Below are 24,087 nucleotides of genomic sequence, written 5' to 3'. Positions count from 1 at the left end.
TGACACCGTGTGAGATCCGAACGTAGGTGGTGTCATGTTCAGCATCGGAGAGTTCGCCAAGGTCGGCCGCGTGTCCGTGCGGATGTTGCGGCACTACGACGCGCTCGGGCTGCTCAGGCCGGCGCGGGTGGATCCGCACAGTGGGTACCGCTACTACGCGGCGGACCAGCTCGCGCGGCTCAACCGCATCCTGGCGCTGAGTGATCTCGGGATCGGGCTCAAGCAGGTCGCCGAGGTGCTCGGCGAGCGGCCAAGCGCGGAGCAGCTGCGCGGGATGCTCAGGTTGCGCCGCGGGGAGCTGGCGGAGCGGGTCGCGGCGGAGACGGCGCGGCTGGCGCGCGTCGAGGCAAGGCTCCGGTTGATCGAAGTGGAGGACACCATGTCCGAAGTGGACGTTGTGGTCAAGCCGGTCGAGGGTGCTCGTGTGGTTGCCGTCGGGGGTATTGCCGAGTCGTTCGAGTACGACGACATCGGGCCCGTCGTCGGCGGGCTGTGCGCGAGTCTCGCCGAACGGATGGAGCGCGCGGGCCTGAAGTTCGCCGGGCCGGCCATCGCTTGGTACGAGCCGGCCGACGATCGGGTGCACGTGCAGGCCTGCGCGCCCTACGTCGGGTCGGCGGAGGGCGCCGGGCTGGACGAGACGGAGCTGCCGGCCCTCGCCCACGCCGCGACGCTCGTCCACCGCGGCACGATGGCCACCATCGCCGAGTCGTACCAGGCCCTCGCGCGCTGGATCGACGACAACGGCTACCGCGCCGAACCGGGCCACGCCCGCGAGGTCTACCTGCACACCGACGGCGACGAGACGGGCTGGGTGACCGAACTGCAGATCCCGGTTTCGGCCGCCTGACGAACCGGGCTGGGCCGGCACATCCGACACATCCGACCCAGCCCGCACGGCAGCGACCCGGCCGACGTCGACCAACAGACCCGCTCCCACCCCACCAAACCGATCGTCAACCCAGGGTTGACGATACCGGATCGTCAACCTACAGTTGACGGCATGACCTACCCAGTAAAGCTCGACGACCTCATCAGTGCCATCAAGGCGAACAACGACAAGGACGCCCTCGCGCAGCTGTCGGATGCGGTGTACATGGGGGAGCACCTCGGGGAGCTCGCCGATCACCTCATCGGGCACTTCGTGGACCAGGCGCGGCGGTCCGGTGCTTCGTGGACGGACATCGGTACGAGCATGGGCGTTTCGAAGCAGGCGGCCCAGAAGCGGTTCGTGCCGAAGGTCGACCCGGGGGGTGATCCGGGCGGGATGATCGAGCGCCTCTACGGCCGCTACACCGACCGTGCGCGGCACGTCGTCGTGGCGGCGCAGCAGGCGGCCAAACACGCGAAGAGCCCGGGGATCGACACCGTGCACCTGGTGCTCGGGCTGCTCACCGAACCGGCCGCGCTGGCCGCCGGGATCATGGTGTTCCAGGGCGCGAGCCTCGACGCTGTGAAGGAAGCGGCGGAGGCGCGGTTGCCCGAGCCCGTCGACCCGGTGCCGGACCCGATGCCGTTCACCGCGGCGGGCAAGAAGACGCTCGAGCTGACCCTGCGCGAAGGCCTGCGGCTCGGCCACAACTACATCGGCACCGAGCACATCCTGCTGGCGATCCTGGAGCAGGGCGAAGGCGCCGGCTACGAGGTGCTCGCCGGGCTGGGCATCACGAAGGAGCCGGCGGAGGCGAAGATCCGCGAGGCCCTGGCCGAAATCCTGGCCGCGCGAGGGCAGTGAGGTATCTGGTGCCGGCGGTCGTCGTCGCTTTGCTTCTGGTGGCGGCGACCGCCTGACCCCTAGGCTGGCCGGCATGGCCGACCGGTTCATGGAGGAGTTCCGCCAGGCGTTCGAAGACGCCCAAGGCGACGGCCCTCCCGCCATCCAGAGCTTCGAAATCGTCCCGAACAACGACGAAACCCTCGCCGCCGAAGCCAGCCGCTTGCTGGAGCCGATCGTGCAACAGCTGGCGCTGCTCGGTCCGCAAGGCTGGGAATGGTTATCCGCCGAGTTCTCGTTCACCGTCTCCGCGGAAATCGCGCTCCTGCGGTTCTTCGCCGGCAACCAGCACCAGGACGTCTACGTTCCCGAGCCCATCACCGCGATGCTGCGCAACCAGCGCCACGTCGCCGCGCAGATGTCTGCCGGCCCGTGGTGGCGCCTGATCCTGAGCGTCCTCAACAGCGGCCAGCTCAGCGTCACCTACGACTACGGCGACGAACCCTTCCCGCCGCACCAGCTCCTGCCGCCGCAGCACTACCGCGACGACCTCAAGACCTACCGCCGCCCGCAGGTCCCGCCTTGGCTCGCCGAGTACACGCGATGAAAAAGGGACCCCCACCAACCAAGGTGGGGGTCCCCGAAGAAAAGATCAAGCACCGACCTCGTCACGAGAATCCGTGGCCCACAGGGTGTGGAACGAACCCTCGCGGTCGACGCGCCGGTACGTGTGCGCACCGAAGAAGTCACGCTGACCCTGCACCAGCGCCGCCGGCAGCCGGTCGGCGCGCAGGCCGTCGTAGTAGGCCAGCGCGGTGGAGAAGCCCGGCGTCGGGATGCCCAGCTGCACCGCCGTGGAGATGACCGAGCGCCACGAGTCCTGCGCGTCCTCGACGGCCTTGCGGAACGCGCCCGCGGTCAGCAGCGTCGGGAGGGCCGGGTCCTCGGCGTAGGCCGCGGTGATGTCGTTCAGGAACTTCGCGCGGATGATGCAGCCGCCGCGCCAGATGGACGCGACGGCGCCCAGGTCGATGTCCCAGCCGTACTCCGTGGCGCCGGCCTGGATCTGGTTGAAGCCCTGCGCGTACGCGACGACCTTCGACGCGTACAGCGCCTGCTCGACGTCGTCGGCGAAGGTTTCCAGCGCGGCGCCCTTCAGCGGCGTACGCGCCGGCCCCGCCAGCCCGCGGGCGGCCGCGCGAAGCGGCTTCGAGCCCGAAAGCGAACGCGCGAACACGGCCTCCGCGATGCCACTGATCGGCACGCCCAGGTCGAGCCCGATCTGCACGGTCCAGCGGCCCGTGCCCTTCTGCTCCGCCGCGTCCTCGACGATGTCGACGAACGGCTTGCCCGAACCGTCGACGTGCTTGAGCACCTCGGCGGTGATCTCGATCAGGTAGGACTCGAGCCGGCCGGTGTTCCACGTCGAGAACACGTCGGCGGTCTCCGCGGGCGAGTAGCCGGCGGCGCCGCGCAGGAGGTCGAACGACTCCGCGATCAGCTGCATGTCGGCGTACTCGATGCCGTTGTGGACCATCTTCACGAAGTGGCCCGCACCGTCCGCGCCGATGTGCGTGCAGCAGGGGTCGCCGTCGACCTTGGCCGAGATGTCCTCGAACAGCGGGCCGAGCGACTCGTACGACTCCTTCGACCCACCCGGCATGATGCTCGGGCCGTTGAGCGCGCCCTCCTCGCCGCCGGACACGCCGGTGCCGACGAAGTGCAGCCCGCGCTCGCGCAGCGCGGCCTCGCGCCGGCGGGTGTCCGCGAAGTGCGCGTTGCCGGCGTCGACGATCACGTCACCCGGTTCCAGCAGCGGCGCGAACTCCTCGATCACGGCGTCGGTGGGCCCACCGGCCTGCACCATGATCACGATCTGCCGTGGCCGCTCCAGCGCGTTGACGAACTCCTGCGCGGAGTACGCCGGGATGAAGTCACCCTCGTCGCCGAACTGCTCGACGAGCGTGCGCGTCCGCGCCTCGGAGCGGTTGTGCAGGGCGACCGTGTGCCCGTGCCGGGCCAGGTTCCGCGCCAGGTTGCGGCCCATGACCGCCAAGCCGGTGACCCCGATGCTCGCCTTCTTGCTCATCCGAACCCTTTCCGAAGTCTCTGCCGGAGTCCGAGCGTAGTCCGGTTCACGCTCGCGCGAACCTGCGAGAACACTCACGGGCGTCCGGGGGGAATGAATCACGTGGAGCCCGGTGACCGGGACCACTTCTGTCCTCTGTGGTGCGAATGTGGTGCGAAGTTTCAGGAGAAACAGCGGATCGGCGCGCCGTTGTACGCGACCATGTCAGTGATCGCCGCGACGAGGTCGATCGGGGCGCCCCACTCGGCGCCGTCGAGCTCCGCATACGCGCGATGCAGGTTGCCTGCCAAGCGTTCCTGTTCGGACAGGTCCGAAAAGGCACCCAGATCGGTCTCTTTCGCCAGGTGCAACGGCGAAAGCCCCGCTGCCTTGCCGCGTTCGGCCGTCTCCTGCACGAACTTCAGGTACGCGTCGACGACGTCCACGGTCTCCAGGCCACACGGGCCGCCGTGGCCGGGCAGGATCAGCGCGGGCTCCAGCTCGCGGATCACGTCGAGGGCGGCGCGCCAGCCGGCGACCGAGCCCATCAGCGCGAACGGGCTGCCGCCGTTGAAAACCAGGTCACCCGCGAACAGCACGCGCTGCTCGGGCAGCCAGGCGAGCACGTCGTTGGTGGTGTGGGCGGCGTGGCCCGAGTGCACGAGCTCGATCGCGGTGTCGCCCGCGTGGACGGTCAGCCGGTCGTCGAACACGACGTCGGGCGCGCGCAGCTCCAGGTGGCCCCAGTCGTTGCCGACGAGCACGCCGTCGTAGGTCTCGATGCCGGCGGCGAGCATCGCGTCCCGCGTTTTGCGCTGGCCGATGATCGTCGCGCCGCCGACGAGGTAGTTGCCGTTGGTGTGGTCGGAGTGGTGGTGGGTGTTCACGAGCGTGGTGACCGGTCCAGCCGTGGCCTCCGCGGCGGCCAGCAGGGCGCGCGTGCGCCGCTCGGTGGCGCACGTGTCGATGAGCACGGTGTGGTCGCCTGCGGACACGAAGCCGCAGTTGTTGATGAACCAGGAACCGTCGGGCTGCACGTAGCCGAAGACACCGTCTGCGAGGCGCTCGACCTTCGCGGCGCCGGGGGAGCGATCGATCACGCCCGCCACTATGCCGTACGACCGAGCGCCGCAGAACCGGCGGAAGTAGTCCGGATGGAGCAGTGGCGGTGTCCGAAAGGCGCTAGATGGCCTGGTCCAGGCGAGTGACACCCGGGGTGACTGGCTTTTCGGATCATTTCCTGGAACGCTGCGCGGTGTCATCATCGAACCCCGTTGGGTCAACGTACTAACCTGGGTGGTTCGAACGTTCGCGCGCCGGCAGTGGTCGAGAGACCGCTCCGGCGGTTAGTGGTCCGGGAGAGCAAGGCTGATGGCGAGCACCGTCACCTCGCGCCGGAAGCAGCTCGGAAACGAGCTCCGGCATGCCCGCAACGCCGCGCGGATGACACAGCAGCAGGTCGCCGAAGTTCTCGGCTGCACCCAGGGCAAGGTCAACAAGATCGAGTCCGGAGCAGTGGGGGTCAAGCTCGGAGATGTGCGATCGATGCTGAACGCGTTCGGGATCAACGGCGAAGAAGCCGACACCCTGATGAACCTGGCCCGCGCCGCCGCCGGGCAGCGCGGCCACTGGTCGGGCTACCGCTCGGTGGTGCCCCACTGGTTCCGCACCTTCACCGACCTCGAGCCGGCCGCCGCGGAGATCCTCACCTGGCACGGTGAGCGCATCCCGGGCCCGCTGCAGTCCGAGCACTACATGCTCAAGCAGTTCACGGAGGCGGGCGCGACCGACGTCACGTCGCTGGTGCGCAACCGGCTCGACCGCAAGGCCGTGTTCGACCAGCAGCAGCCGCCGTACTACCGGTTCATCGTGAGCGAGGGCGCGCTGCGCCGCGCTCCCGGTGGGATCGCGCCGGCCGTGATGCTGGACCAGGTCGAGCACATGCTGGCGCTGGACCGCTACCCCCGCGTGTACGTGCACGTGCTGCCCTTCGGCGCGAAGCTCGCCGCGGTGCCCAACGACTTCACGATCATGCGCTTCCCCGACCGCACGCGGGACTTCGTCTACATCGAACACTCCGCGGGCGGGCTCTACCTCGACGACGTCAAGGACTTCAACATCTTCGTCGACTCGTGGGACCGGCTGCGCGGTGCTGCGCTGGAGCGCGGCGAGACGCGGCAGTTCCTCAAGGAGCTCGCCGAGGGCTACCGGGCGCAGATGTCGCAGTGATTTCCAGCAGTGGCACGGTTTCTTCCGCGCCGGCCTGGCCGTTGATCTCCTCCTGCACGCGCTGAGCCGCCTCGCGCCACCGCGGTTCGGTGAGCAGCCGCACGGCCGTTTCGTGGATTTCGTCCGGCGTCGCGGTCTCCGGGTCCAGCGCGACGCCGATGCCGAGCCGGGTGGTCTGGCGAGCGTTGCCAGGCTGGTCGGCGCCCATGGCGAACACGAGCGACGGCAGGCCGTGGGCCAGCGCGCCCAGCAGGCTGCCGGAACCGCCGTGGGACACCACGAGGTCGATCGAGGGCAGCAGCTCGGCCTGGGGCACGAAGCGTTCGACGCGGACGTGCGCGGGTTGCGGCCCGAAGACGGCCGGGTCGAGCTGGGTGCCGACGGTGGTGGTCACGTTCGCGGTCAGCCGCGCGAGACCCGCCAGCGTGCGTTCGAAGAGGTCGCCGGACGCGGTGTTGAAGTCCGTGCCGAGCGTGAAGTACACGCCGGGCGGCTCGTGCGGCGGTCTCGGCGGAATGGGGTCGCCCTGGCGGAAGGAGAACGCGCCGGGCGGCAACGGCGAAGCCGGGTCGCGGACCGACGGCGGGAACGGCGACAGCACGAGCTGCCCCGCCAGCATCGTCAGCTCCGGGTCCGGCGGCAGGCCGTGCCCGGCGCGCAGCTCGTGCAGGGGTTCGGCCACGAGGTCCTTGCGCAGCAAGGTTCCCGCGGCCAGCACGAGGACGTTCACACACGGCACGCCGAGCCGTTCGGCGGCGATCGCGGCGCCGAAGTCGACCTCGTCGCGGATCACGACGTCGGGCCGCCAGTCGCGGATGATCTCCAGCAACGCGGTGGCGCGTTCCCGGCCGGCGCGGCGCGCGAAGAGCTCCTGGATCTCCCAGTCGTCGCGGGCCGGGTCGAGGGGTGGCAGCGGCTCGCGCTTCGCTGCGGCTTGCGCGCGCGGTGCGCTCGTGGCCAGCGCCGTGAACCCCGCGCGCTCGATCGCCGACACGTGGCTGCCCGCCCCGGCCACCGCGACGGTGTGCCCCCGCGCGGCGGCGGCCCGCACGACGGGCGCCATCGGATCGAAGTGGCCGCGGCCGCCGACGAAGGTGAAGAGGAAGCGCATTCCCGGCAAAGTAGTGGTTGACGACGGGGCTGGTCGCGTCGTTTTCCCGGGCTTCCGTGACCGCAAGCCCCGATCGGGTGTCACTCGATCGGGGGTCGGCTGCGGGACGCGCCGGGAGATCGGCAGACTGGTCCGCACCAGCACACCGCGGGTCGGAAAGGGACAGCTGATGACACAGGTACCGGATCCCGAAGCCCCTGAGAGCATCGACCTCGATCGGCCCAACGCGGCCCGCATCTACGACTGGTTCCTCGGCGGCACGGCCAACTGGGCGATCGACCGCGAGTTCGGCGAACGCGCGGTACAGACCTTCCCCATGATCAAGACCATCGCGAAGTCCGGGCGCGAGCTGCTCGGCCGCACCGTGCGCTACATGGCGCGCAACGGCATCGACCAGTACCTCGACCTCGGCTCCGGGGTGCCGACGGCGGGCAACGTGCACCAGATCGCCACGTCGGTGAACCCCGACGCGCGCTGCGTGTACGTGGACAACGAGCCCGTGGCCGTCGCCCACTCGCAGATCCTGCTGGAGCGTGAGGGCGTCGCCGACCGGCACGCGGTGCTGCACGGCGACCTGCGTAACCCGGGTGACATCTGGCCGCGTGCGCTCGACACCGGCGTGCTGGACCCGAAGCGCCCGATCGGGTTGATCATGTCCGGCGTCCTGTACTTCATCGGCCGTGAGGAGGGGGCGCACGAGATGGTGCGCAAGTACCTCTCGCTGGTGCCCTCGGGCTCGTTCTTCATGGCCTCGCACATCACGCTCGACGGCGTCCCGGAGTCCGACGGGGACAGCCGCGAGTCGATCCACGAGCAGTACAAGCAGTCGAGCACCCCGATCCACTTCCGCTCGCGCGCGGAGTTCGCGGAGTTCTTCGACGGTCTGGAGCTCGTGGACCCCGGGGTGGTCTGGGTTTCGGAGTGGCGGCCGGAGGAAGGCGAGTCGCGCAACAGCGACCGCATGGCCGCCGACCCGTCGTTCAGTGGCGGCATCTGCGCCGTGGGACGGAAGCCGTAACGACGAAAGCGCGCCCCGGGAGGGTGGCCCGGGGCGCGCTGGTTCGATGGTCTGTGTCGCGCTTACGCGCGGGACGGGCCCAGTCCGTGGACGAGCGGGGCGAGGTCGACGCGCGCCTCCAGCGGCCTCGTGGCGCGGACCAGGTCCGGCTGGCGTGGGGCGGGGACGTCGAGGTCGGTGTCCCAGGTGACCGGGCTGCGCAGCGGTGCCTGGATCAGGCTGAAGCCGAAGCGGCTGCGCAGCTCGTGGTTGATCCCACGTCGGCCGTGAGTGTGTTCATCCTCACGACGGAAGAGCGTGGTGAGCCGGACGGCCATGAGATCACACCCCCAGTTCCGATAGCGGTGACCGGGGCAGATCCGCTCCGGCCAGACCGAGACAGCTTTCGCACGGCATACCCACGCCCGGCGCCAGCCACTCGATGTGGGTCCGGGGAAGTGATTCCCCGCACCGCGCGAGCACCTCTGCGGAAGAACTCGCTGCGTCCACCTCGAACACGTGCGCGACGCGGCGGGATTCGCCGGCCCTGCCGGGAGCGAGCCTGCCCGTCATGAGCACGTTCGCCGTCATGCTGTCCTGGATGATCACGCGGTCCCTCCCCCCGAGGTCTGCGGCGGGTTCGTGGACTCCGCTGGTGGGCTGGGCCGAATGCAGCAAGCCATTCACCCACCATCGGCGCCCCGATCGATGCGATTAATCCTACTCCTGGAATAATCTTCATGTCGAGATCGGGTCGAGTTGATCACCCGCTTGGCCCTGCGGTTTGCTCCGTAGTGACAGAAAGAAGCCGGGGACGTGCGTGGCGACCGCATGCCCTGCAGGAGGCTCGGAGGTACGACCCATGACGGATTATCCGTCGCTCCAGGATTACGACCCGGACGCGGCCGAGGGGCTGTTCGAGGACGCTGCCTGGGAGAAGTCGTTCGCCAGTGAGCCGAACGGCGGCAGCTGCGTCGAGGTCAACCTGGGCCGTTCCGACCTCGTCGGCGTCCGCGACACGAAGCTCGCGTCGAGTCCGGTCTTCGTGTTCGACCGGGGCGAGTGGGAGGCGTTCCTGGTCGCGGTGAAGGCCGGGCAGTTCGATCTGCCGCCTGGCGCTTGACGCGGCTCGCGATTTGCCGGGGAGCCCGCATGGGGGCCTCGGCGTGAGAGTTTCACCAACTACCACTCGAACGAGTGATTGGCGCTGACCCTGGGTGTTTGCCCGGAGTGAGTTGTTGATCAAGAGGCCGGGAGCACCTGATCGGTACTCCCGGCCCCGAGTCGGATCACGGCGGATCAGGCGGCGGCCGGCACCCCGCCGCCGCGCAGCCGGCCGCGCGTGCGGCGCCAGGCGATGACCACCAGCACCACGAGCCCGATCAGTGGCAGGCTGCTGATCGCCCAGCTCAACCCCATCGGCGGTCCCGGCTGCGCCAGCACCGGCAGGCTCTTCAGCTCGCCCGTGCCCTGGCCCCGGGGGCCGTTGATCGTGAAGCGGAACGCCCACGTGCCCTCCGTCGGCAGGGCGCGGATGTCCAGACCCCAGACGTCGCGCTTGCGCGGGTGGCGCGCGAGCGGCTGCGGGCGCTGGAACGCGGCGGCCGAGGGGTTGTGCAGAGCGAGCGTGCCCGTTTTGGTGCCGATGCCGCCGTCGGGGATGAAGGTGAAGTCCAGCGACTGCATGGCCCGCAGCGGCCACGTCGAGAAGCCCACGGTGAGGCCGTAGGGCCCGGCCTGCACGCGTTCGGTGTGGACGATGTTCACCGGCTCGTACGCGTTGGCCGGCAGGGCGGTGGCGAGCAGCAGGCCGATGACCGCGCCCAGCGCCAGCAGTGTTTTACGCATTCGAACCCTCCGAAACCGGGGCGAGCAGGCGGAGCATGCCGCCGAAGCGCCAGCCCGAGAAGCCGCCCGTCACACCCAGCACGCCGGCGGCGACGCCGGTCGCAAGAACCGCCGTGAGGTCACCGACGTGACCGGAGTAGACCAACCCGCGCTGCACCAGCAGGGTCGCGCCGACCAGGAGCCCGGCCAGCCCGCCCGCGAGCACGGACACGCGGCCCAGCTGCCACCCCCGCCGTCGCGCGATCAGCAGGTAGCCCTCGACCAATGCCGCCACCGGCAGGAGCGCCATCGGCATCAGCGCGGGCATGTCCGGCACGCCGCTCACGTAGTCGCGCACCGGCAGCCCGACGAGATCGGCGTACGTGCGCGCGGCCCACGGTGAGAACCACCAGAAGACGGCCTGGATCACGGCCAGGATCGCCGCTGTCGCCACGGCGCCGCCGGGCCGGCGCAGGAACCCGGCGCCGGCGAACACGAGCAGCACGGACAACAGTGTGGAGCCGACCGACGTCGCCTCCACCGGGTCGAGGTTCACCTGCTGCAGCCCCAGCGCCGTCACCGCGCTGAACGCGATCAGCACGGCCAGCGAACCGAACACCCCGATCCGGCCCCAGCGGTGCTCCCGCGCGGCCGCGAAGACCATCGTGGTGCCGATGATCGACAACGTCACGGAGAGCAGCAGCCCGATGTGCGGCGGCGAGTCGATCACGGCGTCGAAGCCGTACAGCCCGTGCCACCACTGGTCCCACAGCCCGTAGAGCAGGAACAGCGCGGCGCCGACGCCGGAGGTGAGGTAGCCGGCCGGCGCGGCGAACGTCCGGCCGAACACGCCGATCGCGCGCCCGCCGATGCGCGGGTCCACCGGCCGCCCGGCGCGTTGCGCGGCCGTGGTCAGCAGCACCACGGCCAGGCTCGCCAGCCCGACGATCGCGCTGCCCGAGTACAGGAACAGGTGCGGCAGCGTGAAGAACGTGTCCGGGCCGACGTCGTCGTGCCACTGCACGTCCCACGTGAGCCCGACCATCGAGATCACCGACCCCGCGAGCACCGTGCCCGCGGGTGCCAGCCCTGGCCTTCGAGTCGCGGTGACCACCCGGGCCCCCGACGCGGTGAGATCCATCCCCAGCCCCCTTCTTACTGGTCTTACTGGTTGACCAACACGGGAAACACGACCTGGCCGGCGCCCGCCGGCCCGCGCAGGGAGACCGTGATCTCCCACTGGCCCGCCATCGGCAGGCCGACGTCGGCGGCGCGGAAGTGCCCCGGCCCGTCGGCGGCCGCCGGCACGGGCGTGATGGCGTGGCCCATCTGCGGCATCACCGGCTCCACCGTCACGCCGTCGACGGCGTGACCGGTCACCGCGAACGCGAACGTGTTGCCGCCGACCCGTGGCGCGTCCGCGGACAGCTGCACGGTGTAGGGCCCGGTCGTCGACTTCAGCACGGTGGGGCCGCTCGACCCGCCGCCGAACAACAGCCAGCCGGCGATCACCGCGGCTACCACCACGACGACGCTGATCAGCACCACCGGACGTTTCGTTTTCATTGGCCCCCTCCGGGAAAAGCCGGCACGTCGAGCACCACCGGCACGGTCAGAACGGACCAGCCGCGTTCGGCCTGCAGCCACAGCCGGTAGCGGCCGGGCGCGGGGAAGGTGTACGTGAAGGGCACGTCGGGCCCGTACGCGGCGACGGTTTCGTCCGGCACGCCCGTCAGGCCCGGGACGTACGGCGGCATCGCGTGCGCGTGGGCCCACGTCGGTGCGGTGGCGGCCGCGGCGCCGACGTTGTGCTCCGACGGCAGCGGCCCGACGACGATCAGGTGGCCCAGCATGCCCAGCCACGGCTGGAGGTCGCCGGCGGGGAAGTGCGCGGTGACGGTGACCGGCGTGCCGGCTTGCACGGCCGTGGTGGTGACGTCGATCGGCACTCCGTCGACGACGCGTTTTCCTGGTCCTGCGGAAACTTCGGCTTGGTTGCCGGTGACGCCGTCGAAGTCCACAGTGGACCGTGCCAGCTGAACGCCGCCGCCGCGTCGTTCGAGTTCCGCGGCCACTGCGTAAGTCCCGGACTCCGGTGGAGTGAAGTCGATGCGGTACTCGCCGGGTGCCACCCGTACCGGATGGAGGTGCCACAACCGGCCCGAGGGCGAGACGACGATGAGGTGGACCAAGGCGTCGTCGTGGATCACGAGGTCGTCGGCGGGCCGGCCGGTGGACCCGTCGGTGAAGTGGAGGTCGAGGGACTTTCCTTGCGTGCCAACGGTCAGGTTCACCGGCGGCCGCGAGTAGTCCGTGACGGGCAGGCGGGACAGCGCGTACGGATCGGTGACGTTGTCGACGGTCGCGTCCAGCTGCGCGCCCGGCGCGGGCGGCGGGGGAGTGCCGGTGGACAGCAGTGCGCCGGTGACCGCGACGGCCAGCGCCGCGACCATCCCACCAGCCGGTAGCAGGGCGTAGGCGGTCCGGCGTGACCGCACCGCCACGACCAAGGCGATGAGCAGAAACGCCCCTGCCGCAACAAAACCGCCGTACGTCGCCTTTTCCCATGGCGGCACCACGCGAGCAGGCACGACGAACGGGATGGTCGCGGTGGTCGTGCCGTCGGACAGCTGCAATTCCCATGGTCCGGCGTGATCGACGCCGACCGTGCCCGGGTAGAGCCCGGGCGTGGCGCCGAGCACGACGTCGCCGCGGGAGAACACGACGCCGTCGGAGGCCGCCGCCAGGTGCAGCGGGCCGGGTGCGGTGCCCGCGTGCGTGGCGATGTCGACGTGCAGGTCGCCCGGGGTCACGTCGATCCGCCGGATGATCACGGTCAGCTCGCGTGCGCCGAGTGTCTGCGCCACCTGGATGTCCGCGCCGACCGGTGCCCCGTCGGCGCGCGCCGTGCCGCCGCCGAGCGCGATCCCCAGCGCGCACAGCACCAGCAGCAGCGCCGATCTCTTTGTGGTCCCCATCAGGGGAAAAGGTAACGAGGTCAGGGGAGCCGAATCGTCACGGAAGCGGGGGAAGATCCATCCCCGGTTCGGGGGATGCGGACCCTTAGGTGCGGCCCCCTGGCACCTCGCTCTTGAAACGTGGAACGTTGCTCCGTACGGTTAACGGAGCAACGTTCCGTTTGCTCTTCGGAGGACCAATCCCATGCAGTACCGCACCTTGGGCCACACCGGTGTGCAGGTCAGCGCGCTTTCGCTCGGTGCCATGAACTTCGGCGCGATCGGCCGGACCACGCAGGACGACGCCACGGCGATCGTCGACGCCGCGCTGGAAGGCGGCATCAACGTCGTCGACACGGCCGACATGTACGGCGCCGGCGAGTCGGAGGCGATGGTCGGCAAGGCCATCGCCGGGCGCCGCGACGACCTCGTGCTCGCCACGAAGGCCGCCATGCCGATGGGCGACGAGCGCAACCACCGCGGCAGCTCGCGTCGCTGGCTCGTCACCGAGCTCGACAACAGCCTGCGCCGGCTCGGGGTCGACCACGTCGACCTCTACCAGATCCACCGCTGGGACTCTTCGACCAGCGACGAGGAGACGCTTTCCGCGCTCACGGACCTGCAGCGGGCCGGGAAGATCCGCTACTTCGGCTCGTCGACGTTCCCCGCGTACAAGATCGTGCAGGCGCAGTGGGCCGCGCGGGAGCACCGCCTGAGCCGCTACGTCACCGAGCAGCCCAGCTACTCGATCCTGCAGCGCGGCATCGAGGCCGACGTGCTGCCGATGACCGAGGAGTACGGCCTGGGCGTGCTGGCGTGGAGCCCGCTCGCGTCCGGCTGGCTGTCGGGCGCGGTCCGCGAGGGGCGCGAGATCACCACGAGCCGCTCGAAGGCCTTGCCGCAGCGGTTCGACCTGGCGCTGCCCGCCAACCAGGCTCGCCTCGAGGCCGTGGAGCGCCTGGCGAAGGTCGCCGCCGGCGCGGGCCTCACGTTGATCCAGCTCGCGCTCGGCTTCGTGACCGCGCACCCGGCCGTGACCAGCGCGATCATCGGCCCGCGCACGCCGGAGCACCTGCGCTCACACCTCGCGGCCGCCGACACCGTGCTCTCCGCCGACGTGCTGGACGCGATCGACGAGATCGTCGCGCCCGGTGTGGACCTGGCCGCGCACGAGAAGTTCGACACCCCTCCTGCCCTGCTGGATCCCTCATTGCGTCGCCGCTGAAAGGAACCTTCCGATGTCACCTCGATTCGGCATCATGACCGCCCCGATGCAGGTGGACTACGCCGACCTCGTGCGCGTCTGGCACGAAGCCGACACCCTGCCGGCGATCGAGCACGCCTGGCTCTTCGACCACCTCCTGCCCATCGTCGGCGACCCCGACGGGCCCATTTTCGAAGGCTGGACGCTGCTTTCAGCCCTTGCTGCGCAAACTTCGCGCCTGCGCCTCGGCCTCATGGTCACCAGCAACCGCTTCCGCCCGCCCGCCGTCCTCGCCAAGATCGCCACGACCGTCGACGTGGTCTCCGCCGGCCGCCTCGACTTCGGCATCGGCGTCGGCTCCCGCCCGAGCCACCCACTGGCCCGGCGCGAGTACGAGGCCCACGGCCTCCCGTTCCACGAGACCGCGCACGCCGTGCAGGCCCTCGCCGAAGCCTGCGCCGTCATCCGTCGCTTGTGGACGGACGCCACACCCTTCGACTTCACCGGCGACACCGTCCAGCTCAAGGGCGCGTTCGGCAACCCCAAGCCCGTGCAGCGCCCCCACCCCCCGATCGTCATCGGTGGCCGCGCCGCCGCAACCCTGCGCGTAGCCGCGGAGCACGCCGGCGTCTGGAACATCCCCGGCGGCGACCTCGACGACGCCGTGAGCCGCAGCGCCCTGCTCGACCGCTACTGCACGGAGCTCGGCCGCGACCCGGCGGAAATCACGCGCTCGATCCACCTGCCGGTGTCCTATGCGGACCCCGCCCTCACGCGCAAAGCCATCGGCGAGGCCGTCGACGCCGGTTTCGAGCACGTGGTGCTCGGGTTGCCGTCACCGTTCCCGGAGGGCGTCGCGCAGTGGGTTGTCGACGAGCTGATCAAGCCCTAACCGCGAAACCCCCGCCGACGCGCCACGACGACCTTCGGCGGCTTGTCTCGGGAAGTGGTCGCGGTCCGGCTCGGCCCGGCATTGCGGACCGCGGGCTGGGTGGGCGCTCGCTTGCCGCGCGGCCGGCGTTTTCTCGGAGGCGTGGCGCGGCTGGCGGCCGGTGAGCTGATCAGCGGCTAGCCAGGAGCTCGCACCGGTGCGCCACGACGACCTCCGGCGGCTTGTCTCGGGAAGTGGTCGCGGTCCGGCTCGGCCCGGCATTGCGGACTGTGAGCCGGGTGGGGCGCTCACTCGCCGCAGCCGGCGTTCCGTCGCAGGTCCGGCGCGGCTGGTGGTCGCCGAGCTGATCAGCGGCTACGCGAGGAGCTCACGGCGGTCCGCCCTCGGCGGCTACTGGTCGCTCCGCCTGAGCAAGCGGCGGCCGCAGTCCGGCTTCACTCTGCGTTGCGGATTGCGGTCCGGGTGGGTGCTCACTTGTCGAGTGCCCGGCGTTTCCTCGGGATGTCGCGCGGCTGATGGTTGATGAGCTGACCAACGATTGACCGGGAAACTCAGGCCGGTGCACCACGTCGGCAGCTTCTCCCGGGAAGCGGTCGCGGTCCGGCTCGGCCCGGCATTGCGGACCGCGAGCCGGGTGGGGCGCTCGCTTGCCGCGCGGCCGGCGCTTCCCCGAGGGTGTCGCGTATCGAGGGGTCGACGAGCTGATCAAGCCCTAACCCAAGAACTCCTGCAAATGCGACACCACCGTTTCCGGCTTTTCCTCGGGCAAGAAGTGGCCGCAGTTCTCGAGGCCCACGCCGGTGACGTTGTCGGCGTAGTCGCGCCAGAGGTCGAGGGTTGGGAGTTTGCCGAGTAGCCCCGCCTCGCCCCACATCGCGAGTACGGGTTGGGTGAGGCGCTTGCCGGCGGCGTAGTCGGCGTCGTCGAGGGTGGCGTCGTCCGGGAAGGAGGCGCGGTAGTCGTCGAAGCCGGCGCGTAGGGCGCCCGGGGCGGAGAAGGCGCGCACGTACTCGTCGACGTCTTCGGCGGGCAGGCCCTGGCGCTGGAACGTCCAGCGTTCGAAGAAGTAGCCCAGGTAGGCGGCGATGTTGCTGCCCGCCAGCAGTTCCGGCAGGTCGGGCTGCAGGTGGAACAACCAGTGCCAGTAGCCCTTCGCGACGTCGGAGTCGAGGCGCTTCCACATCTCGCGCGTCGGTGCGATGTCGAGGACGGCCAGGCGCTCGACCTGTTCCGGACGGTCCAGTGCCCAGCGGTGCCCGACGCGGCCGCCGCGGTCGTGGCCGACCACCGCCAGCCGGTCGAACCCCAGCTGCTCGGCGAGCTGAGCGAGGTCGGTGGCCATCGTGCGCTTGTCGTAGCCGCCGCGGGGTTTGTCGGTGCGGCCGTAACCGCGCAGGTCGGGCGCAATCACGGTGTGGGTTTCGGCGAGCGGGCCCGCGACGCGGTGCCAGCAGTGCGAGGTCTGCGGCCAGCCGTGCACCAGAAACACGGGCGGGCCGTCGCCGCCGCGCAGGTAGTGCATCCGGAGGTCGCCGACCTGGGCCATCGAGGATTCTAACCGGATCATGAGGTTAGACGCTACCGGAGGCGGCTAACCGGTGACAAGGGTTAGAATCAACCCCATGGAGTGGGTCTTCGACGGCGGCAGGCCGTGTCTCGACCTCGTCAACACGCTGCGCGACCGCTACCAGGCCGAGGGGACCGAGCTGCTGACCTCGCCCGAAGCCCTCACCGAGTGGCTCTCGCTCGCCGGTCTCATCGAGGGCCGGGTGCGCGCCACGGAGGAAGACCTCGAAACGGCGAAATGGCTGAGGGAAGCCGTGAACCGGCTGGTCACCACCCAGCCGGCCCGGCAGGATGTCGAGCTCGTCAACAAAATCGTCGAGGAGCCGCTGCCCCACGCGCGCCTGCGGCTGGCGGGCGGTGAGCTGCACAAAGCGGCGCGAACCCCGCGCAACCCGGTCGCGGCCGCCTTCGCCCTGATCGCCATCGACGTGATCGAGCTGGTGACGAGCCCGGTGGACGTCCGCGTCTGCGCCGCCGAAGACTGCGGCCTGCGCTTCGCGGACGCGTCACCGCGAAGGACCCGCCAGTGGTGCTCGATGTCCCGCTGCGGCAACCGCGCCAAGGCCCGGGCCCACTACGCCCGCACCCGCGGCTGAGTCAGGGAATCAGCCGGTAGGCCCACGGATGGGCCCGCAGCCACACGTTCAGCTTGCCGATCCACCGCATGTGCGCCGTCCGCAACGGCGCGGGCACCAGCGAGCCGACCATCCGCACCACGCGGCAGAACCGCCTGAACCGGAGTTCATCAGCATAAGTCCACTGTAGACCGAGCTGCTTCCGCAAAGCCGGCGGCAACGTCGCCCGGATCAGGAACAGCTGCCCCGCGGCCTGCGCGTTCCGGAGCCGAGGCCACCACCGATCCGGCAGCCACCGCACGGGTTTCGGCACCGTGTGGATGGTCTCGAACAACGTCGTCATCGTCTCGTTCGGCCGAAACGACGCGACCATCTCGTCGTAGTACCGCTCGAACGCGGCCCAGTCCGGCGGCAGGTCCCGCTCGCGCACCCCGAGCACCCGGCCGATGTCGCACATCTGCGCGTAGTACTCGGCAAGCTCGCCAGCCATCAGCGGTCGCCCGAAAAACCGTTGCACATCAACGGGAACCTTCACCAACGTCGCATGCACCCACGCATAAGCCCCCGGATCCAGCCCGCTGTACCGCCGCCCGTCGGCCACCCCGGTGAACGTCCGATGCAGCTCCCGCAACCGCGAAGCCTCGAACCGTGCGCCCGCAGCACCGCCGTACACGTAAATCGACAGCGAAGCCCCCGTACGCATCAATCGCGCCCAGGGGTCCTCGGTGTAGTTCGAGTGGTCCCGCACCCCGGCCGCGACCACGGGGTGCGCCACCTGCAGCACCAGGACCTGGCCCGCGAGCAGCACGTCGCGGAAGTCACCGAAGTAGCGCCAGGCCGCGGTGCCCCGCACAACCGGCGGCGCCACGTCAGGCCCCGCGGAGCAGCATCATCAGCGGCTCGGCGGCCGGCACGTCGGTGCCCGTCGACAGGCGCCGCAGCTGCAATCCGGCGATGAGCGCAACGACGGGACCCGCCACCCGCGCGGGATCGGACACGCCGAGCGCGCGCAGAACAGTCATGGCGAGATCGTCGTACGCCGCGAAGCAACGCGCCGACGCGTCGCGCAGGCCAGGATCACGCGCGGCCTGCAGGTAGAGCTCGTGGGGCGCGAGGTCGTCGGTGCCGAACGGCAGCTGCTCGATCACGTGCTCAACCACGGCCGCGGCCTGCTCCAGGCTGAGGCCGTCAGCGCTGTGGGCGTCGGCGATCGCGGCGAGCTTCGCCGTCTCCTCCTCGGCGAACAGCAGCATCGCCTCGCGCAGCAGCTCCGTCTGGCTGGGGAAGTGGTAGGTCAGCGTGCCGAGCGAGACGCCGGCGGCGGCCACGATGCGCCGGTTGGTGAGCCCGCCGACGCCTTGCTCGCCGACGACCTCGAGGGTCGCCCGCAGGATCGCGTCGCGGGTGTTCACCACACCCTTGCGGGCCGGCGCAGGTGCCACCGTCGGACCTCTTCCAGTTGCGCGGCAACGGAGATCAGCCGCTCCTCGGCGTGCGACGGGCCCAGCAGCTGGGCGCCGAGGGGGAGCCCGTCCGCCGTCTGTCCGGCCGGGACGTTGATCCCCGGCCAGCCCAGCACGTTCCACGGCCAAGCGTAGGGGCATGCGGCGATCATCGTCTGGTCGGTGCGCCAGCCGGTGAGGCCGTCGAACGCGCCGGTCTTCGGCGGCGGCGTCGCGGTGGTCGGGGTGAGCAGCACGTCGACGCGCCCGAACACCGAGCCGATGCGGCGCTGCAGCGCGGGTTCGAGCGCCCGGGCGAGTTTCAACGCGCCGGCGAGCACGGTGCCCTGCTGCGCGTTGCCGCGCGTGCGGGGGTCGAGCTTGGCCTTCTCGGGCACGCGAGCGGCCCAGTCGCGCACGCCGGTGAGCGAGCGCGGCAGGAAGGTGAGCCCGATGAGCCCGTAGTCCGGCTCGATCTCGACGATCTCGTGGCCGAGGTTCGCGAGCGCCTCCGCGGTGTTGCGCACAGCCGCTTCGACCACCGGGTCGAGGCTGGTTTTCGTTGCGGTGAAGGGTGCCCTCGTCGACAACCCGATGCGCAGCCGGCCGGGTTCCCGGCGGGCCGCGGTGCGGAACATGCTGTCGGAGCCCGTCGTGACGTCCAACAGGGTCGCCGCGTCCGCGACGGTCCGGGCCAGCGGACCGAGCACCGTGAGGCCGTGGAACAGCTCCCCGCCGAGTGGCACGCGTCCGCGCTGCGTCTTGATGCCGACGAGCCCCGTCCACGCCGCCGGGATGCGCACCGACCCGGCACCGTCCGAGCCGAGGGCCGCCGCGACCACCCCGCCGGCCACCGCGGCCGCCGAGCCGCCGGAGGACCCGCCAGGCGTGTGGTCGGGGTGCCACGGGTTACGCGTGACGCCGAACGCCGGCCCCTCCGTGAACGGCCATTGCCCCAGCTCAGGCGTGTTCGTCTTGCCGATGATCACGGCGCCGGCCTGCTTGAGCAGCGCCACGGCAGGCGCATCGGCCGTCGCGTCCGGGAAGTCGCCCGCGCAGCCGAACGCCGTGGGCAGGCCCGCGAGGTCCACGTCGTCCTTGATCGCGACGGGCACGCCCAGCAACGGCGTCCGGTCACCTCGGGCCCGGCGCCGATCGGCTTCTTCCGCCTCGGTGAGGGCTTCTTCGTCGCGGATTCGGCGGAACGCGTTGAGCACGGTCTGGCTCGCGTGCGCCTCTTCCAGTGCCGTCCTGGTGAGTGCCACCGAGGTCGTTTCGCCTGCTTCGAGCGCTGCCACCTGCTCGGCGACGGTCGTGAACGCAGGAGTCCTGACGGTCATCGGGCCACCCCCGGGGTTCTCGTTCGTTCGAACGAACGTTACCACCGGACTGTGATTCCGGCTGCCTGGTTCGACAGCCGCCCGGCCCGAGGCCGACGATTACCCCCGAGACCCGCCCCAGCACCACGGAGGATCGATGACGTTCGACTTCGACCGGTTTCCCGTTTTCGACGCGTTCCCGCGGGCGGGGCTCGGCACCGGACCGACGCCGCTGCTGGCGGCGCCGCGACTGGGCGAGGCGCTCGGGCTGCCGCGGCTGATGCTCAAGCGCGACGACGTCCACCCGCTCGGCGTCGGCGGCAACAAGCTGCGCAAACTCGACTTCCACCTCGGCGCGGCGCTCGCCGCCGGCGCCGACACGGTGATCACCTTCGGGGCTCTGCAGACCAACCACGGACGCCAGACGGCGGCGGCGTGCGCGCGGCTCGGGCTGCGCTGCGAGCTCGTGCTGACGGCGAAGGTGCCGCGCGAGGGCGAGGCCTACGAGCACTCCGGCAACATCCCACTCGACCTGCTCTTCGGCGCCCGCTTGCACATCTGCGCCACCGTCGAAGAAGCCGAGCGCACCTACGAAGAGCTGCTCGCGTCGGCCGATTATGAGGGCCGCAAGGTCTTCACCGTCCCCGTCGGTGGGTCCGACGCGCTCGGCACCCTCGGCTACGTCTCCGCGACGCACGAGCTCGCACAGCAGCTCTCGGCGCTCGGCATCGGCAGCGCGCGCATCGTCGCGCCCCACGCGAGCGGCGGCACCTCCGCCGGCCTCGCGCTCGGCACGGCGATGCTCGGCAACCTCGGCGCCGATTTCGCCTGTGTGAGCCACCCGCTCGACGAGGCCACCGACAACCTCACACACCTCGTCACGTCAGCCGCGCAGCTGCTCGGCGTCGACACGCCGTCGCTCGACCACGTGCGCATGAGCGACTCCACCATGGGCGAGGGCTACGGCATCCCGGCGCCCTCGACGTGGGGCGCGCTGCGGCTGTTCGGCCGCACCGAAGGCGTGGTGCTGGACCCGGTCTACTCCGGCAAGGCCGCCGCCGCGCTCGTCGAATGGGCCGCGGCCGGCCGGTTCGACCCGGAGGAGACGGTGGTGTTCGTGCACACCGGCGGCCTGCCCGGGCTGTACGGCTACGCGCCGGAGTTCGTCGCCGCGATGCAGGAGTGAGTCAGTCCCGCGCGGTGGCCGGTTGCAGTTCGGCCGCCGTGCGGGTGGCGTCGACCCGCACCGCCACGCGGATCAGGCCCAGCAGCAGCACGACGTCGGCGACGAGCATCAGGCGTTGCGTGGCCCCGGCCGGCAGCAGCTCGGTGACGGTGTGGACCGGCAGCCCGGCTTCGTCGAGGCGGGCGAACAGGAAGCTCACGCCGAACACCACCAGAACGGCCACCCCGAACCGCAGCCACCGCGCCACCACCGCGCGCTCGGCCGTGCCGCGCAACGGTTCCAGCAACGTCAGCGCCGCGGCCGGCAGGCTCGCGAACGCCACCACGCACGAGTACAGGTGGATCTCGCCGCTGGCCAGATCCGGGCGCGGCGGGTAGCTCGCCGGGAACACCGCGGCCGTCGCCAACCCCAAGGCCCACAACGAAAGCAGCACCCGTGTGGTCCGCGGCAGCGGCACGCCGCCGGCCGCCAGGCAGCCGAGCACGGCGAGCGAACCGACGGCGAGCGCCAGCACGCTCGCGCTCAGCAGGCCCGGGTCGGTGGTGGTGTAGCTGGACAACGTGTCGTGGATCGGGTCGTGCGAGCTGATCACGTGCATCAGGGTGATCGTGAACAGCCCCCACCCGATCGCCACCAGCGCGCCCATCCGCCAGATCCGCAGCCCCCGTGAAATCCCCATGGTCCCCAGCGTCGCGGGCCGCGGGCGATCCGTGATCCGGGATAACCCTGAATTCGACCCCTATTCGGCTTCGCCGGTGAATTCCGCGAGCACCAGCGCCTGGTCGTCGTGCCGCTTCGCGCGCGGCCAGCGTGAACCGTCGGGATCCTGCGTTTCCGCGGTTCGCACGGCGTCGAGCACGGCGTTCGGGCCGTTCACCCGAGCGAGACGCAGGACGTCGGGCCAGCCGAAGAGGCCGTAGTCGTCGACCCCGGTGGACACGCCGTCGGTGGCGAGCAGCACGGCGTCGACCTCAGGGCGTGGCCACGAGCGCCGCACGGCTTTCGACGCCGCCGCGGGGTCGGCTTCGGCGACCCAGAAGCCGCCTTCGGCGTTGCGGCGGCGCCGGACGTCGGCGCCGGTCTGCAGCAGGCCGCCGTCGCGCAGGGAGACCAGACGGTCGTCGGCCACCACGTCGACCCCGAACTGTCCGAACGCGACAACCGGGCTGTCCGCCAGCACAAGGGATTCGACCTCGGCCGCGTCCCAGCGCAGGATCGACACGGTGCTCGACGGCGAGTGCCCGGGCTCCAGCCCGTGCTCCGCCGCGACGCCGGCGATGGACGACGCCAGCGCGACGGCGAGATCCTCCTTGGGACTTTCTCTCAGCTCGTCCGCCAGCCGGCGCACCAGCAGGTCCGCGTACCAGCCGCCGGGCGGCAGGTCAGGGCTCGGTGACGTGGCGCCGTCCAGCAGCAGCACGGCGTTGTCCAGCACCACGACGTGGTCTTCGCTCGCGCGAGGCAGGCCGTCCGCGCCTACTCCCGCGCGCTCCGCGATCGCGATCTCGGGCATCACCCGATGCTAACCCGAACGGCTGACCGAGACCGGCCTGTCAACTTCGGTTGACAGACGTGGTGGTGTCAACCTAGATTGACATCATGACGGAAGCAACAGACCTGGCCGCGAGGGCGGGCGACCGTGATCCCCGAGTGGGGCTTCGCGCGGTCGCGGCGCTTCGTCGGCTCCTCGAACAACTCGAAGCCGTGCAGGTGCGCAGCGCCCGCGTGCACGGCTGGTCCTGGCAGGAGATCGCCGCCGAGCTGGGGGTCAGCCGGCAGGCCGTCCACAAGAAGTACGGGAGGCACTGATGTTCGAACGGTTCACAATCGACGCGCGGCTGGCCGTGGTCGAGGCCCAGATCGTGGCGCGCGAAACCGGCGCGCGGCAGATCGAGCTCACCGACGTCCTGACCGGGCTCGCCCGCACGGAAAACGGCGCCGGCCTGCGGTTGCTGCAGGAGCTCGGCGTGTCGCGGGAAGACGTGCTGGCCGAGCTCGACCGCATCCGCCGGCGGGGCGGGATCAGCGACGCCGACGTCGCCGCGCTCACCGAGTTCGGCATCGACGTGGAGCAGATCGTGGAACGCATCGAGGAGACCCACGGCCCCGGTGCGCTCGCCGGGGGTGGCAGACGCGCCAAACGGGGCCACATCCCGTTCGCCGCCGACGCGAAACGCACGATGGAGCTGAGCCTGCGGGAAGCCGTGAAGCTGGGGGACAAGCACCTGGGCCAAGAGCACCTGCTGCTCGCGCTGGTGCAGCAGAAAGGCCCGGTGCCCGACCTGCTGGCCGCCCACGGCGTCGACTACGTGTCGGTGCGCCGTGTGGTCGCGCAGCGGGAGGCGAGCTAGTGCTGCTGCTCTTCGCGGCGCCCGGTCCGCCACGTGACCAGCGGCAACAGGGCCTGCGTGAGCGGTCCGATCGTAAGCGCGTAGAGCACGGTGCCGACGCCGAAGGTGCCGCCGAGCAGCCAGCCGACGGCGAGCACGGTCACCTCGATCCCGGTGCGCACCAGCCGCACCGACCAACCGGTACGCGCGGTGAGGCCGGTCATCAGCCCGTCGCGCGGCCCGGGGCCGAGGCGGGCTCCGACGTAGACGGCGGTGGCCACCGCGTTGAGCACCACGCCGCCGACGAGCAGCAGGATTTGCAAGGCGAGCGCGTGCTGGTCGGGCAGCACCGCGCGGACGGCGTCGACGGTCACGGAGATCACCACGACGTTGGCCACGGTGCCGATGCCGGGCCGCTGGCGTAGCGGGATCCACAGCAGCAGCACGAACACCGACGCGATGGCCGTGACCGTGCCGAAGCTCAGGCCGGTGAGCTTGGTGATGCCTTCGTGGAGCACGTCCCACGGGTCGAGGCCGAGGTGGGCGCGGGTGAGCATGGCCATGCTGGCGCCGTAGAGCGCGAGACCGGCCAGGAGCTGGGCACCACGGCGGACGGGCGCTCGGCGGACGCTGAGGGGACTGAGGTCGACAACTGCCACTTCTCCACTAT

At 70.7% G+C, this 24,087-nt stretch carries 29 protein-coding genes; 13 read left to right on the top strand and 16 right to left on the bottom strand.

All coding sequences use genetic code 11. From position 1 onward, the window contains the following. Positions 1-34: 34 nt before the first annotated feature. The 3 genes from QRX50_RS05495 (at position 35) to QRX50_RS05485 (ending at position 2,321) form a co-directional block, all read left to right on the top strand. A complete protein-coding gene (locus tag QRX50_RS05495; RefSeq protein WP_285970879.1) occupies positions 35-850 on the top strand; it encodes a MerR family transcriptional regulator in 816 nt (271 codons plus the stop codon). A 153-nt stretch (positions 851-1,003) separates the two neighbouring features. Then, positions 1,004-1,735: a Clp protease N-terminal domain-containing protein gene (locus QRX50_RS05490; protein ID WP_285970878.1), complete on the top strand. Its 732-nt coding sequence runs from the start codon at positions 1,004-1,006 to the stop codon at positions 1,733-1,735. 73 nt (positions 1,736-1,808) lie between these two features. After that, a complete protein-coding gene (locus tag QRX50_RS05485) occupies positions 1,809-2,321 on the top strand; it encodes a hypothetical protein (RefSeq protein ID WP_285970877.1) in 513 nt (170 codons plus the stop codon). Between the two features lie 45 nt (positions 2,322-2,366). Here QRX50_RS05485 and gnd read toward each other — a convergent pair whose 3' ends face one another. After that, the gene (gene gnd / locus QRX50_RS05480) at positions 2,367-3,803 is read right to left on the bottom strand and encodes an NADP-dependent phosphogluconate dehydrogenase (protein WP_285970876.1); all 1,437 of its coding nucleotides are present in this window, start codon (positions 3,801-3,803) and stop codon (positions 2,367-2,369) included. A gap of 161 nt (positions 3,804-3,964) precedes the next feature. After that, positions 3,965-4,882: an MBL fold metallo-hydrolase gene (locus QRX50_RS05475; RefSeq protein WP_285970875.1), complete on the bottom strand. Its 918-nt coding sequence runs from the start codon at positions 4,880-4,882 to the stop codon at positions 3,965-3,967. 271 nt (positions 4,883-5,153) lie between these two features. Here QRX50_RS05475 and QRX50_RS05470 point away from each other — a divergent pair, with 271 nt between their 5' ends. Continuing rightward, complete coding sequence (locus QRX50_RS05470; RefSeq protein WP_285970874.1) at positions 5,154-6,011, top strand: helix-turn-helix domain-containing protein; 858 nt, start codon at positions 5,154-5,156, stop codon at positions 6,009-6,011. Here the strand turns inward: QRX50_RS05470 and QRX50_RS05465 are convergent. Continuing rightward, the gene (locus QRX50_RS05465) at positions 5,968-7,122 is read right to left on the bottom strand and encodes a glycosyltransferase (protein ID WP_285970873.1); all 1,155 of its coding nucleotides are present in this window, start codon (positions 7,120-7,122) and stop codon (positions 5,968-5,970) included. The two genes, QRX50_RS05470 and QRX50_RS05465, sit on opposite strands and share 44 nt — an antisense overlap. A 169-nt stretch (positions 7,123-7,291) precedes the next feature. Here QRX50_RS05465 and QRX50_RS05460 point away from each other — a divergent pair, with 169 nt between their 5' ends. Then, positions 7,292-8,140: an SAM-dependent methyltransferase gene (locus QRX50_RS05460; protein WP_285970872.1), complete on the top strand. Its 849-nt coding sequence runs from the start codon at positions 7,292-7,294 to the stop codon at positions 8,138-8,140. A gap of 62 nt (positions 8,141-8,202) precedes the next feature. Here QRX50_RS05460 and QRX50_RS05455 read toward each other — a convergent pair whose 3' ends face one another. Next, positions 8,203-8,457, bottom strand: a complete 255-nt coding sequence (locus QRX50_RS05455; RefSeq protein ID WP_285970871.1) for a hypothetical protein — start codon at positions 8,455-8,457, stop codon at positions 8,203-8,205. Between the two features lie 4 nt (positions 8,458-8,461). Next, entirely contained in the window at positions 8,462-8,728 is a 267-nt protein-coding gene (locus tag QRX50_RS05450; RefSeq protein WP_285970870.1) for a hypothetical protein, read from the bottom strand. Between the two features lie 253 nt (positions 8,729-8,981). Here QRX50_RS05450 and QRX50_RS05445 point away from each other — a divergent pair, with 253 nt between their 5' ends. Further along, on the top strand, positions 8,982-9,242 hold the full coding sequence (locus tag QRX50_RS05445) for a DUF397 domain-containing protein (protein WP_285970869.1): 261 nt from the start codon (positions 8,982-8,984) through the stop codon (positions 9,240-9,242). Between the two features lie 176 nt (positions 9,243-9,418). Here the strand turns inward: QRX50_RS05445 and QRX50_RS05440 are convergent, their stop codons facing one another. The 4 genes from QRX50_RS05440 to QRX50_RS05425 are packed head-to-tail and all read right to left on the bottom strand — an operon-like array spanning position 9,419 to position 12,924. Then, the gene (locus tag QRX50_RS05440) at positions 9,419-9,967 is read right to left on the bottom strand and encodes a hypothetical protein (protein ID WP_285970868.1); all 549 of its coding nucleotides are present in this window, start codon (positions 9,965-9,967) and stop codon (positions 9,419-9,421) included. Further along, a complete protein-coding gene (locus QRX50_RS05435; protein WP_285970867.1) occupies positions 9,960-11,087 on the bottom strand; it encodes a hypothetical protein in 1,128 nt (375 codons plus the stop codon). Before QRX50_RS05435 ends, QRX50_RS05440 begins: the two co-directional genes overlap by 8 nt. 23 nt (positions 11,088-11,110) lie before the next feature. Continuing rightward, entirely contained in the window at positions 11,111-11,512 is a 402-nt protein-coding gene (locus tag QRX50_RS05430) for a FixH family protein (protein ID WP_285970866.1), read from the bottom strand. Next, positions 11,509-12,924, bottom strand: coding sequence for a DUF8832 domain-containing protein (locus QRX50_RS05425; protein ID WP_285970865.1), 1,416 nt, complete (start codon positions 12,922-12,924; stop codon positions 11,509-11,511). The genes QRX50_RS05430 and QRX50_RS05425 overlap by 4 nt, the downstream gene beginning before the upstream one ends. 184 nt (positions 12,925-13,108) lie before the next feature. On the opposite strand from QRX50_RS05425, the gene QRX50_RS05420 reads away from it, so the two are divergent. The 3 genes from QRX50_RS05420 to QRX50_RS05410 are packed head-to-tail and all read left to right on the top strand — an operon-like array spanning position 13,109 to position 15,179. Next, positions 13,109-14,128, top strand: coding sequence for an aldo/keto reductase (locus tag QRX50_RS05420; RefSeq protein ID WP_285970864.1), 1,020 nt, complete (start codon positions 13,109-13,111; stop codon positions 14,126-14,128). 13 nt (positions 14,129-14,141) lie between these two features. Then, positions 14,142-14,999, top strand: a complete 858-nt coding sequence (locus QRX50_RS05415; protein ID WP_285970863.1) for an LLM class flavin-dependent oxidoreductase — start codon at positions 14,142-14,144, stop codon at positions 14,997-14,999. Between the two features lie 42 nt (positions 15,000-15,041). Next, complete coding sequence (locus tag QRX50_RS05410) at positions 15,042-15,179, top strand: hypothetical protein (RefSeq protein WP_285970862.1); 138 nt, start codon at positions 15,042-15,044, stop codon at positions 15,177-15,179. A gap of 532 nt (positions 15,180-15,711) precedes the next feature. On the opposite strand, the gene QRX50_RS05405 is transcribed toward QRX50_RS05410, so the two are convergent. Continuing rightward, a complete protein-coding gene (locus QRX50_RS05405; protein WP_285970861.1) occupies positions 15,712-16,566 on the bottom strand; it encodes an alpha/beta fold hydrolase in 855 nt (284 codons plus the stop codon). A 55-nt stretch (positions 16,567-16,621) separates the two neighbouring features. Here QRX50_RS05405 and QRX50_RS05400 point away from each other — a divergent pair, with 55 nt between their 5' ends. After that, positions 16,622-17,161 carry a CGNR zinc finger domain-containing protein gene (locus QRX50_RS05400; protein ID WP_285970860.1) on the top strand — a complete coding sequence of 180 codons (540 nt, stop codon included), beginning with the start codon at positions 16,622-16,624 and terminating at the stop codon, positions 17,159-17,161. A 1-nt stretch (position 17,162) separates the two neighbouring features. Here the strand turns inward: QRX50_RS05400 and QRX50_RS05395 are convergent, their stop codons facing one another. From QRX50_RS05395 to QRX50_RS05385, 3 genes are read right to left on the bottom strand one after another with little or no spacing between them, the layout of a single operon-like run. After that, on the bottom strand, positions 17,163-18,008 hold the full coding sequence (locus QRX50_RS05395; RefSeq protein WP_285970859.1) for an oxygenase MpaB family protein: 846 nt from the start codon (positions 18,006-18,008) through the stop codon (positions 17,163-17,165). Position 18,009: 1 nt separating this feature from the next. Further along, entirely contained in the window at positions 18,010-18,552 is a 543-nt protein-coding gene (locus tag QRX50_RS05390; RefSeq protein WP_434533321.1) for a TetR/AcrR family transcriptional regulator, read from the bottom strand. Then, entirely contained in the window at positions 18,549-19,922 is a 1,374-nt protein-coding gene (locus tag QRX50_RS05385) for an amidase (protein ID WP_285970857.1), read from the bottom strand. Before QRX50_RS05385 ends, QRX50_RS05390 begins: the two co-directional genes overlap by 4 nt. A gap of 136 nt (positions 19,923-20,058) precedes the next feature. Between QRX50_RS05385 and QRX50_RS05380 the strand changes: the two genes are divergently transcribed. Then, positions 20,059-21,087: a D-cysteine desulfhydrase family protein gene (locus QRX50_RS05380; protein ID WP_285970856.1), complete on the top strand. Its 1,029-nt coding sequence runs from the start codon at positions 20,059-20,061 to the stop codon at positions 21,085-21,087. 1 nt (position 21,088) lies between these two features. Here the strand turns inward: QRX50_RS05380 and QRX50_RS05375 are convergent, their stop codons facing one another. Together QRX50_RS05375 and QRX50_RS05370 are read right to left on the bottom strand one after the other, a co-directional pair. Further along, complete coding sequence (locus QRX50_RS05375) at positions 21,089-21,766, bottom strand: DUF998 domain-containing protein (RefSeq protein WP_285970855.1); 678 nt, start codon at positions 21,764-21,766, stop codon at positions 21,089-21,091. Positions 21,767-21,826: 60 nt separating this feature from the next. Beyond that, positions 21,827-22,600 (bottom strand): PP2C family serine/threonine-protein phosphatase, encoded by a 774-nt coding sequence (locus QRX50_RS05370; protein ID WP_285970854.1) that lies wholly within the window; start codon positions 22,598-22,600, stop codon positions 21,827-21,829. 86 nt (positions 22,601-22,686) lie between these two features. Here QRX50_RS05370 and QRX50_RS05365 point away from each other — a divergent pair, with 86 nt between their 5' ends. Both QRX50_RS05365 and QRX50_RS05360 read left to right on the top strand, forming a co-directional pair. Further along, on the top strand, positions 22,687-22,896 hold the full coding sequence (locus QRX50_RS05365; protein WP_004559389.1) for a sigma factor-like helix-turn-helix DNA-binding protein: 210 nt from the start codon (positions 22,687-22,689) through the stop codon (positions 22,894-22,896). Then, positions 22,896-23,438 carry a Clp protease N-terminal domain-containing protein gene (locus QRX50_RS05360; protein WP_285970853.1) on the top strand — a complete coding sequence of 181 codons (543 nt, stop codon included), beginning with the start codon at positions 22,896-22,898 and terminating at the stop codon, positions 23,436-23,438. Before QRX50_RS05365 ends, QRX50_RS05360 begins: the two co-directional genes overlap by 1 nt. On the opposite strand, the gene yczE is transcribed toward QRX50_RS05360, so the two are convergent. Further along, positions 23,435-24,076 carry a membrane protein YczE gene (gene yczE / locus QRX50_RS05355; protein WP_285970852.1) on the bottom strand — a complete coding sequence of 214 codons (642 nt, stop codon included), beginning with the start codon at positions 24,074-24,076 and terminating at the stop codon, positions 23,435-23,437. The genes QRX50_RS05360 and yczE overlap by 4 nt on opposite strands. Positions 24,077-24,087 lie beyond the last annotated feature (11 nt).

It is taken from the genome of Amycolatopsis sp. 2-15 (genome assembly GCF_030285625.1).
Lineage (GTDB): Bacteria > Actinomycetota > Actinomycetes > Mycobacteriales > Pseudonocardiaceae > Amycolatopsis > Amycolatopsis carbonis.
The sequence above is the reverse complement of the archived record's forward strand: the minus strand, read 5'-3'. Positions and strand labels throughout refer to the sequence as shown.

Bases quoted from the DNA above. Each gene is read 5' to 3' on its own strand.
- QRX50_RS05425 (WP_285970865.1), bottom strand. From the start codon at position 12,924: ATGGGGACCACAAAGAGATCGGCGCTGCTGCTGGTGCTGTGCGCGCTG.
- QRX50_RS05465 (WP_285970873.1), bottom strand. From the start codon at position 7,122: ATGCGCTTCCTCTTCACCTTCGTCGGCGGCCGCGGCCACTTCGATCCG.
- QRX50_RS05460 (WP_285970872.1), top strand. From the start codon at position 7,292: ATGACACAGGTACCGGATCCCGAAGCCCCTGAGAGCATCGACCTCGAT.
- QRX50_RS05400 (WP_285970860.1), top strand. From the start codon at position 16,622: ATGGAGTGGGTCTTCGACGGCGGCAGGCCGTGTCTCGACCTCGTCAAC.
- QRX50_RS05495 (WP_285970879.1), top strand. From the start codon at position 35: ATGTTCAGCATCGGAGAGTTCGCCAAGGTCGGCCGCGTGTCCGTGCGG.
- QRX50_RS05375 (WP_285970855.1), bottom strand. From the start codon at position 21,766: ATGGGGATTTCACGGGGGCTGCGGATCTGGCGGATGGGCGCGCTGGTG.
- QRX50_RS05430 (WP_285970866.1), bottom strand. From the start codon at position 11,512: ATGAAAACGAAACGTCCGGTGGTGCTGATCAGCGTCGTCGTGGTGGTA.
- QRX50_RS05420 (WP_285970864.1), top strand. From the start codon at position 13,109: ATGCAGTACCGCACCTTGGGCCACACCGGTGTGCAGGTCAGCGCGCTT.
- QRX50_RS05360 (WP_285970853.1), top strand. From the start codon at position 22,896: ATGTTCGAACGGTTCACAATCGACGCGCGGCTGGCCGTGGTCGAGGCC.
- QRX50_RS05485 (WP_285970877.1), top strand. From the start codon at position 1,809: ATGGCCGACCGGTTCATGGAGGAGTTCCGCCAGGCGTTCGAAGACGCC.
- gnd (WP_285970876.1), bottom strand. From the start codon at position 3,803: ATGAGCAAGAAGGCGAGCATCGGGGTCACCGGCTTGGCGGTCATGGGC.
- QRX50_RS05380 (WP_285970856.1), top strand. From the start codon at position 20,059: ATGACGTTCGACTTCGACCGGTTTCCCGTTTTCGACGCGTTCCCGCGG.
- QRX50_RS05385 (WP_285970857.1), bottom strand. From the start codon at position 19,922: ATGACCGTCAGGACTCCTGCGTTCACGACCGTCGCCGAGCAGGTGGCA.
- QRX50_RS05455 (WP_285970871.1), bottom strand. From the start codon at position 8,457: ATGGCCGTCCGGCTCACCACGCTCTTCCGTCGTGAGGATGAACACACT.
- QRX50_RS05370 (WP_285970854.1), bottom strand. From the start codon at position 22,600: ATGCCCGAGATCGCGATCGCGGAGCGCGCGGGAGTAGGCGCGGACGGC.
- QRX50_RS05415 (WP_285970863.1), top strand. From the start codon at position 14,142: ATGTCACCTCGATTCGGCATCATGACCGCCCCGATGCAGGTGGACTAC.
- QRX50_RS05440 (WP_285970868.1), bottom strand. From the start codon at position 9,967: ATGCGTAAAACACTGCTGGCGCTGGGCGCGGTCATCGGCCTGCTGCTC.
- QRX50_RS05435 (WP_285970867.1), bottom strand. From the start codon at position 11,087: ATGGATCTCACCGCGTCGGGGGCCCGGGTGGTCACCGCGACTCGAAGG.
- QRX50_RS05490 (WP_285970878.1), top strand. From the start codon at position 1,004: ATGACCTACCCAGTAAAGCTCGACGACCTCATCAGTGCCATCAAGGCG.
- QRX50_RS05405 (WP_285970861.1), bottom strand. From the start codon at position 16,566: ATGATCCGGTTAGAATCCTCGATGGCCCAGGTCGGCGACCTCCGGATG.
- QRX50_RS05445 (WP_285970869.1), top strand. From the start codon at position 8,982: ATGACGGATTATCCGTCGCTCCAGGATTACGACCCGGACGCGGCCGAG.
- QRX50_RS05365 (WP_004559389.1), top strand. From the start codon at position 22,687: ATGACGGAAGCAACAGACCTGGCCGCGAGGGCGGGCGACCGTGATCCC.
- QRX50_RS05470 (WP_285970874.1), top strand. From the start codon at position 5,154: ATGGCGAGCACCGTCACCTCGCGCCGGAAGCAGCTCGGAAACGAGCTC.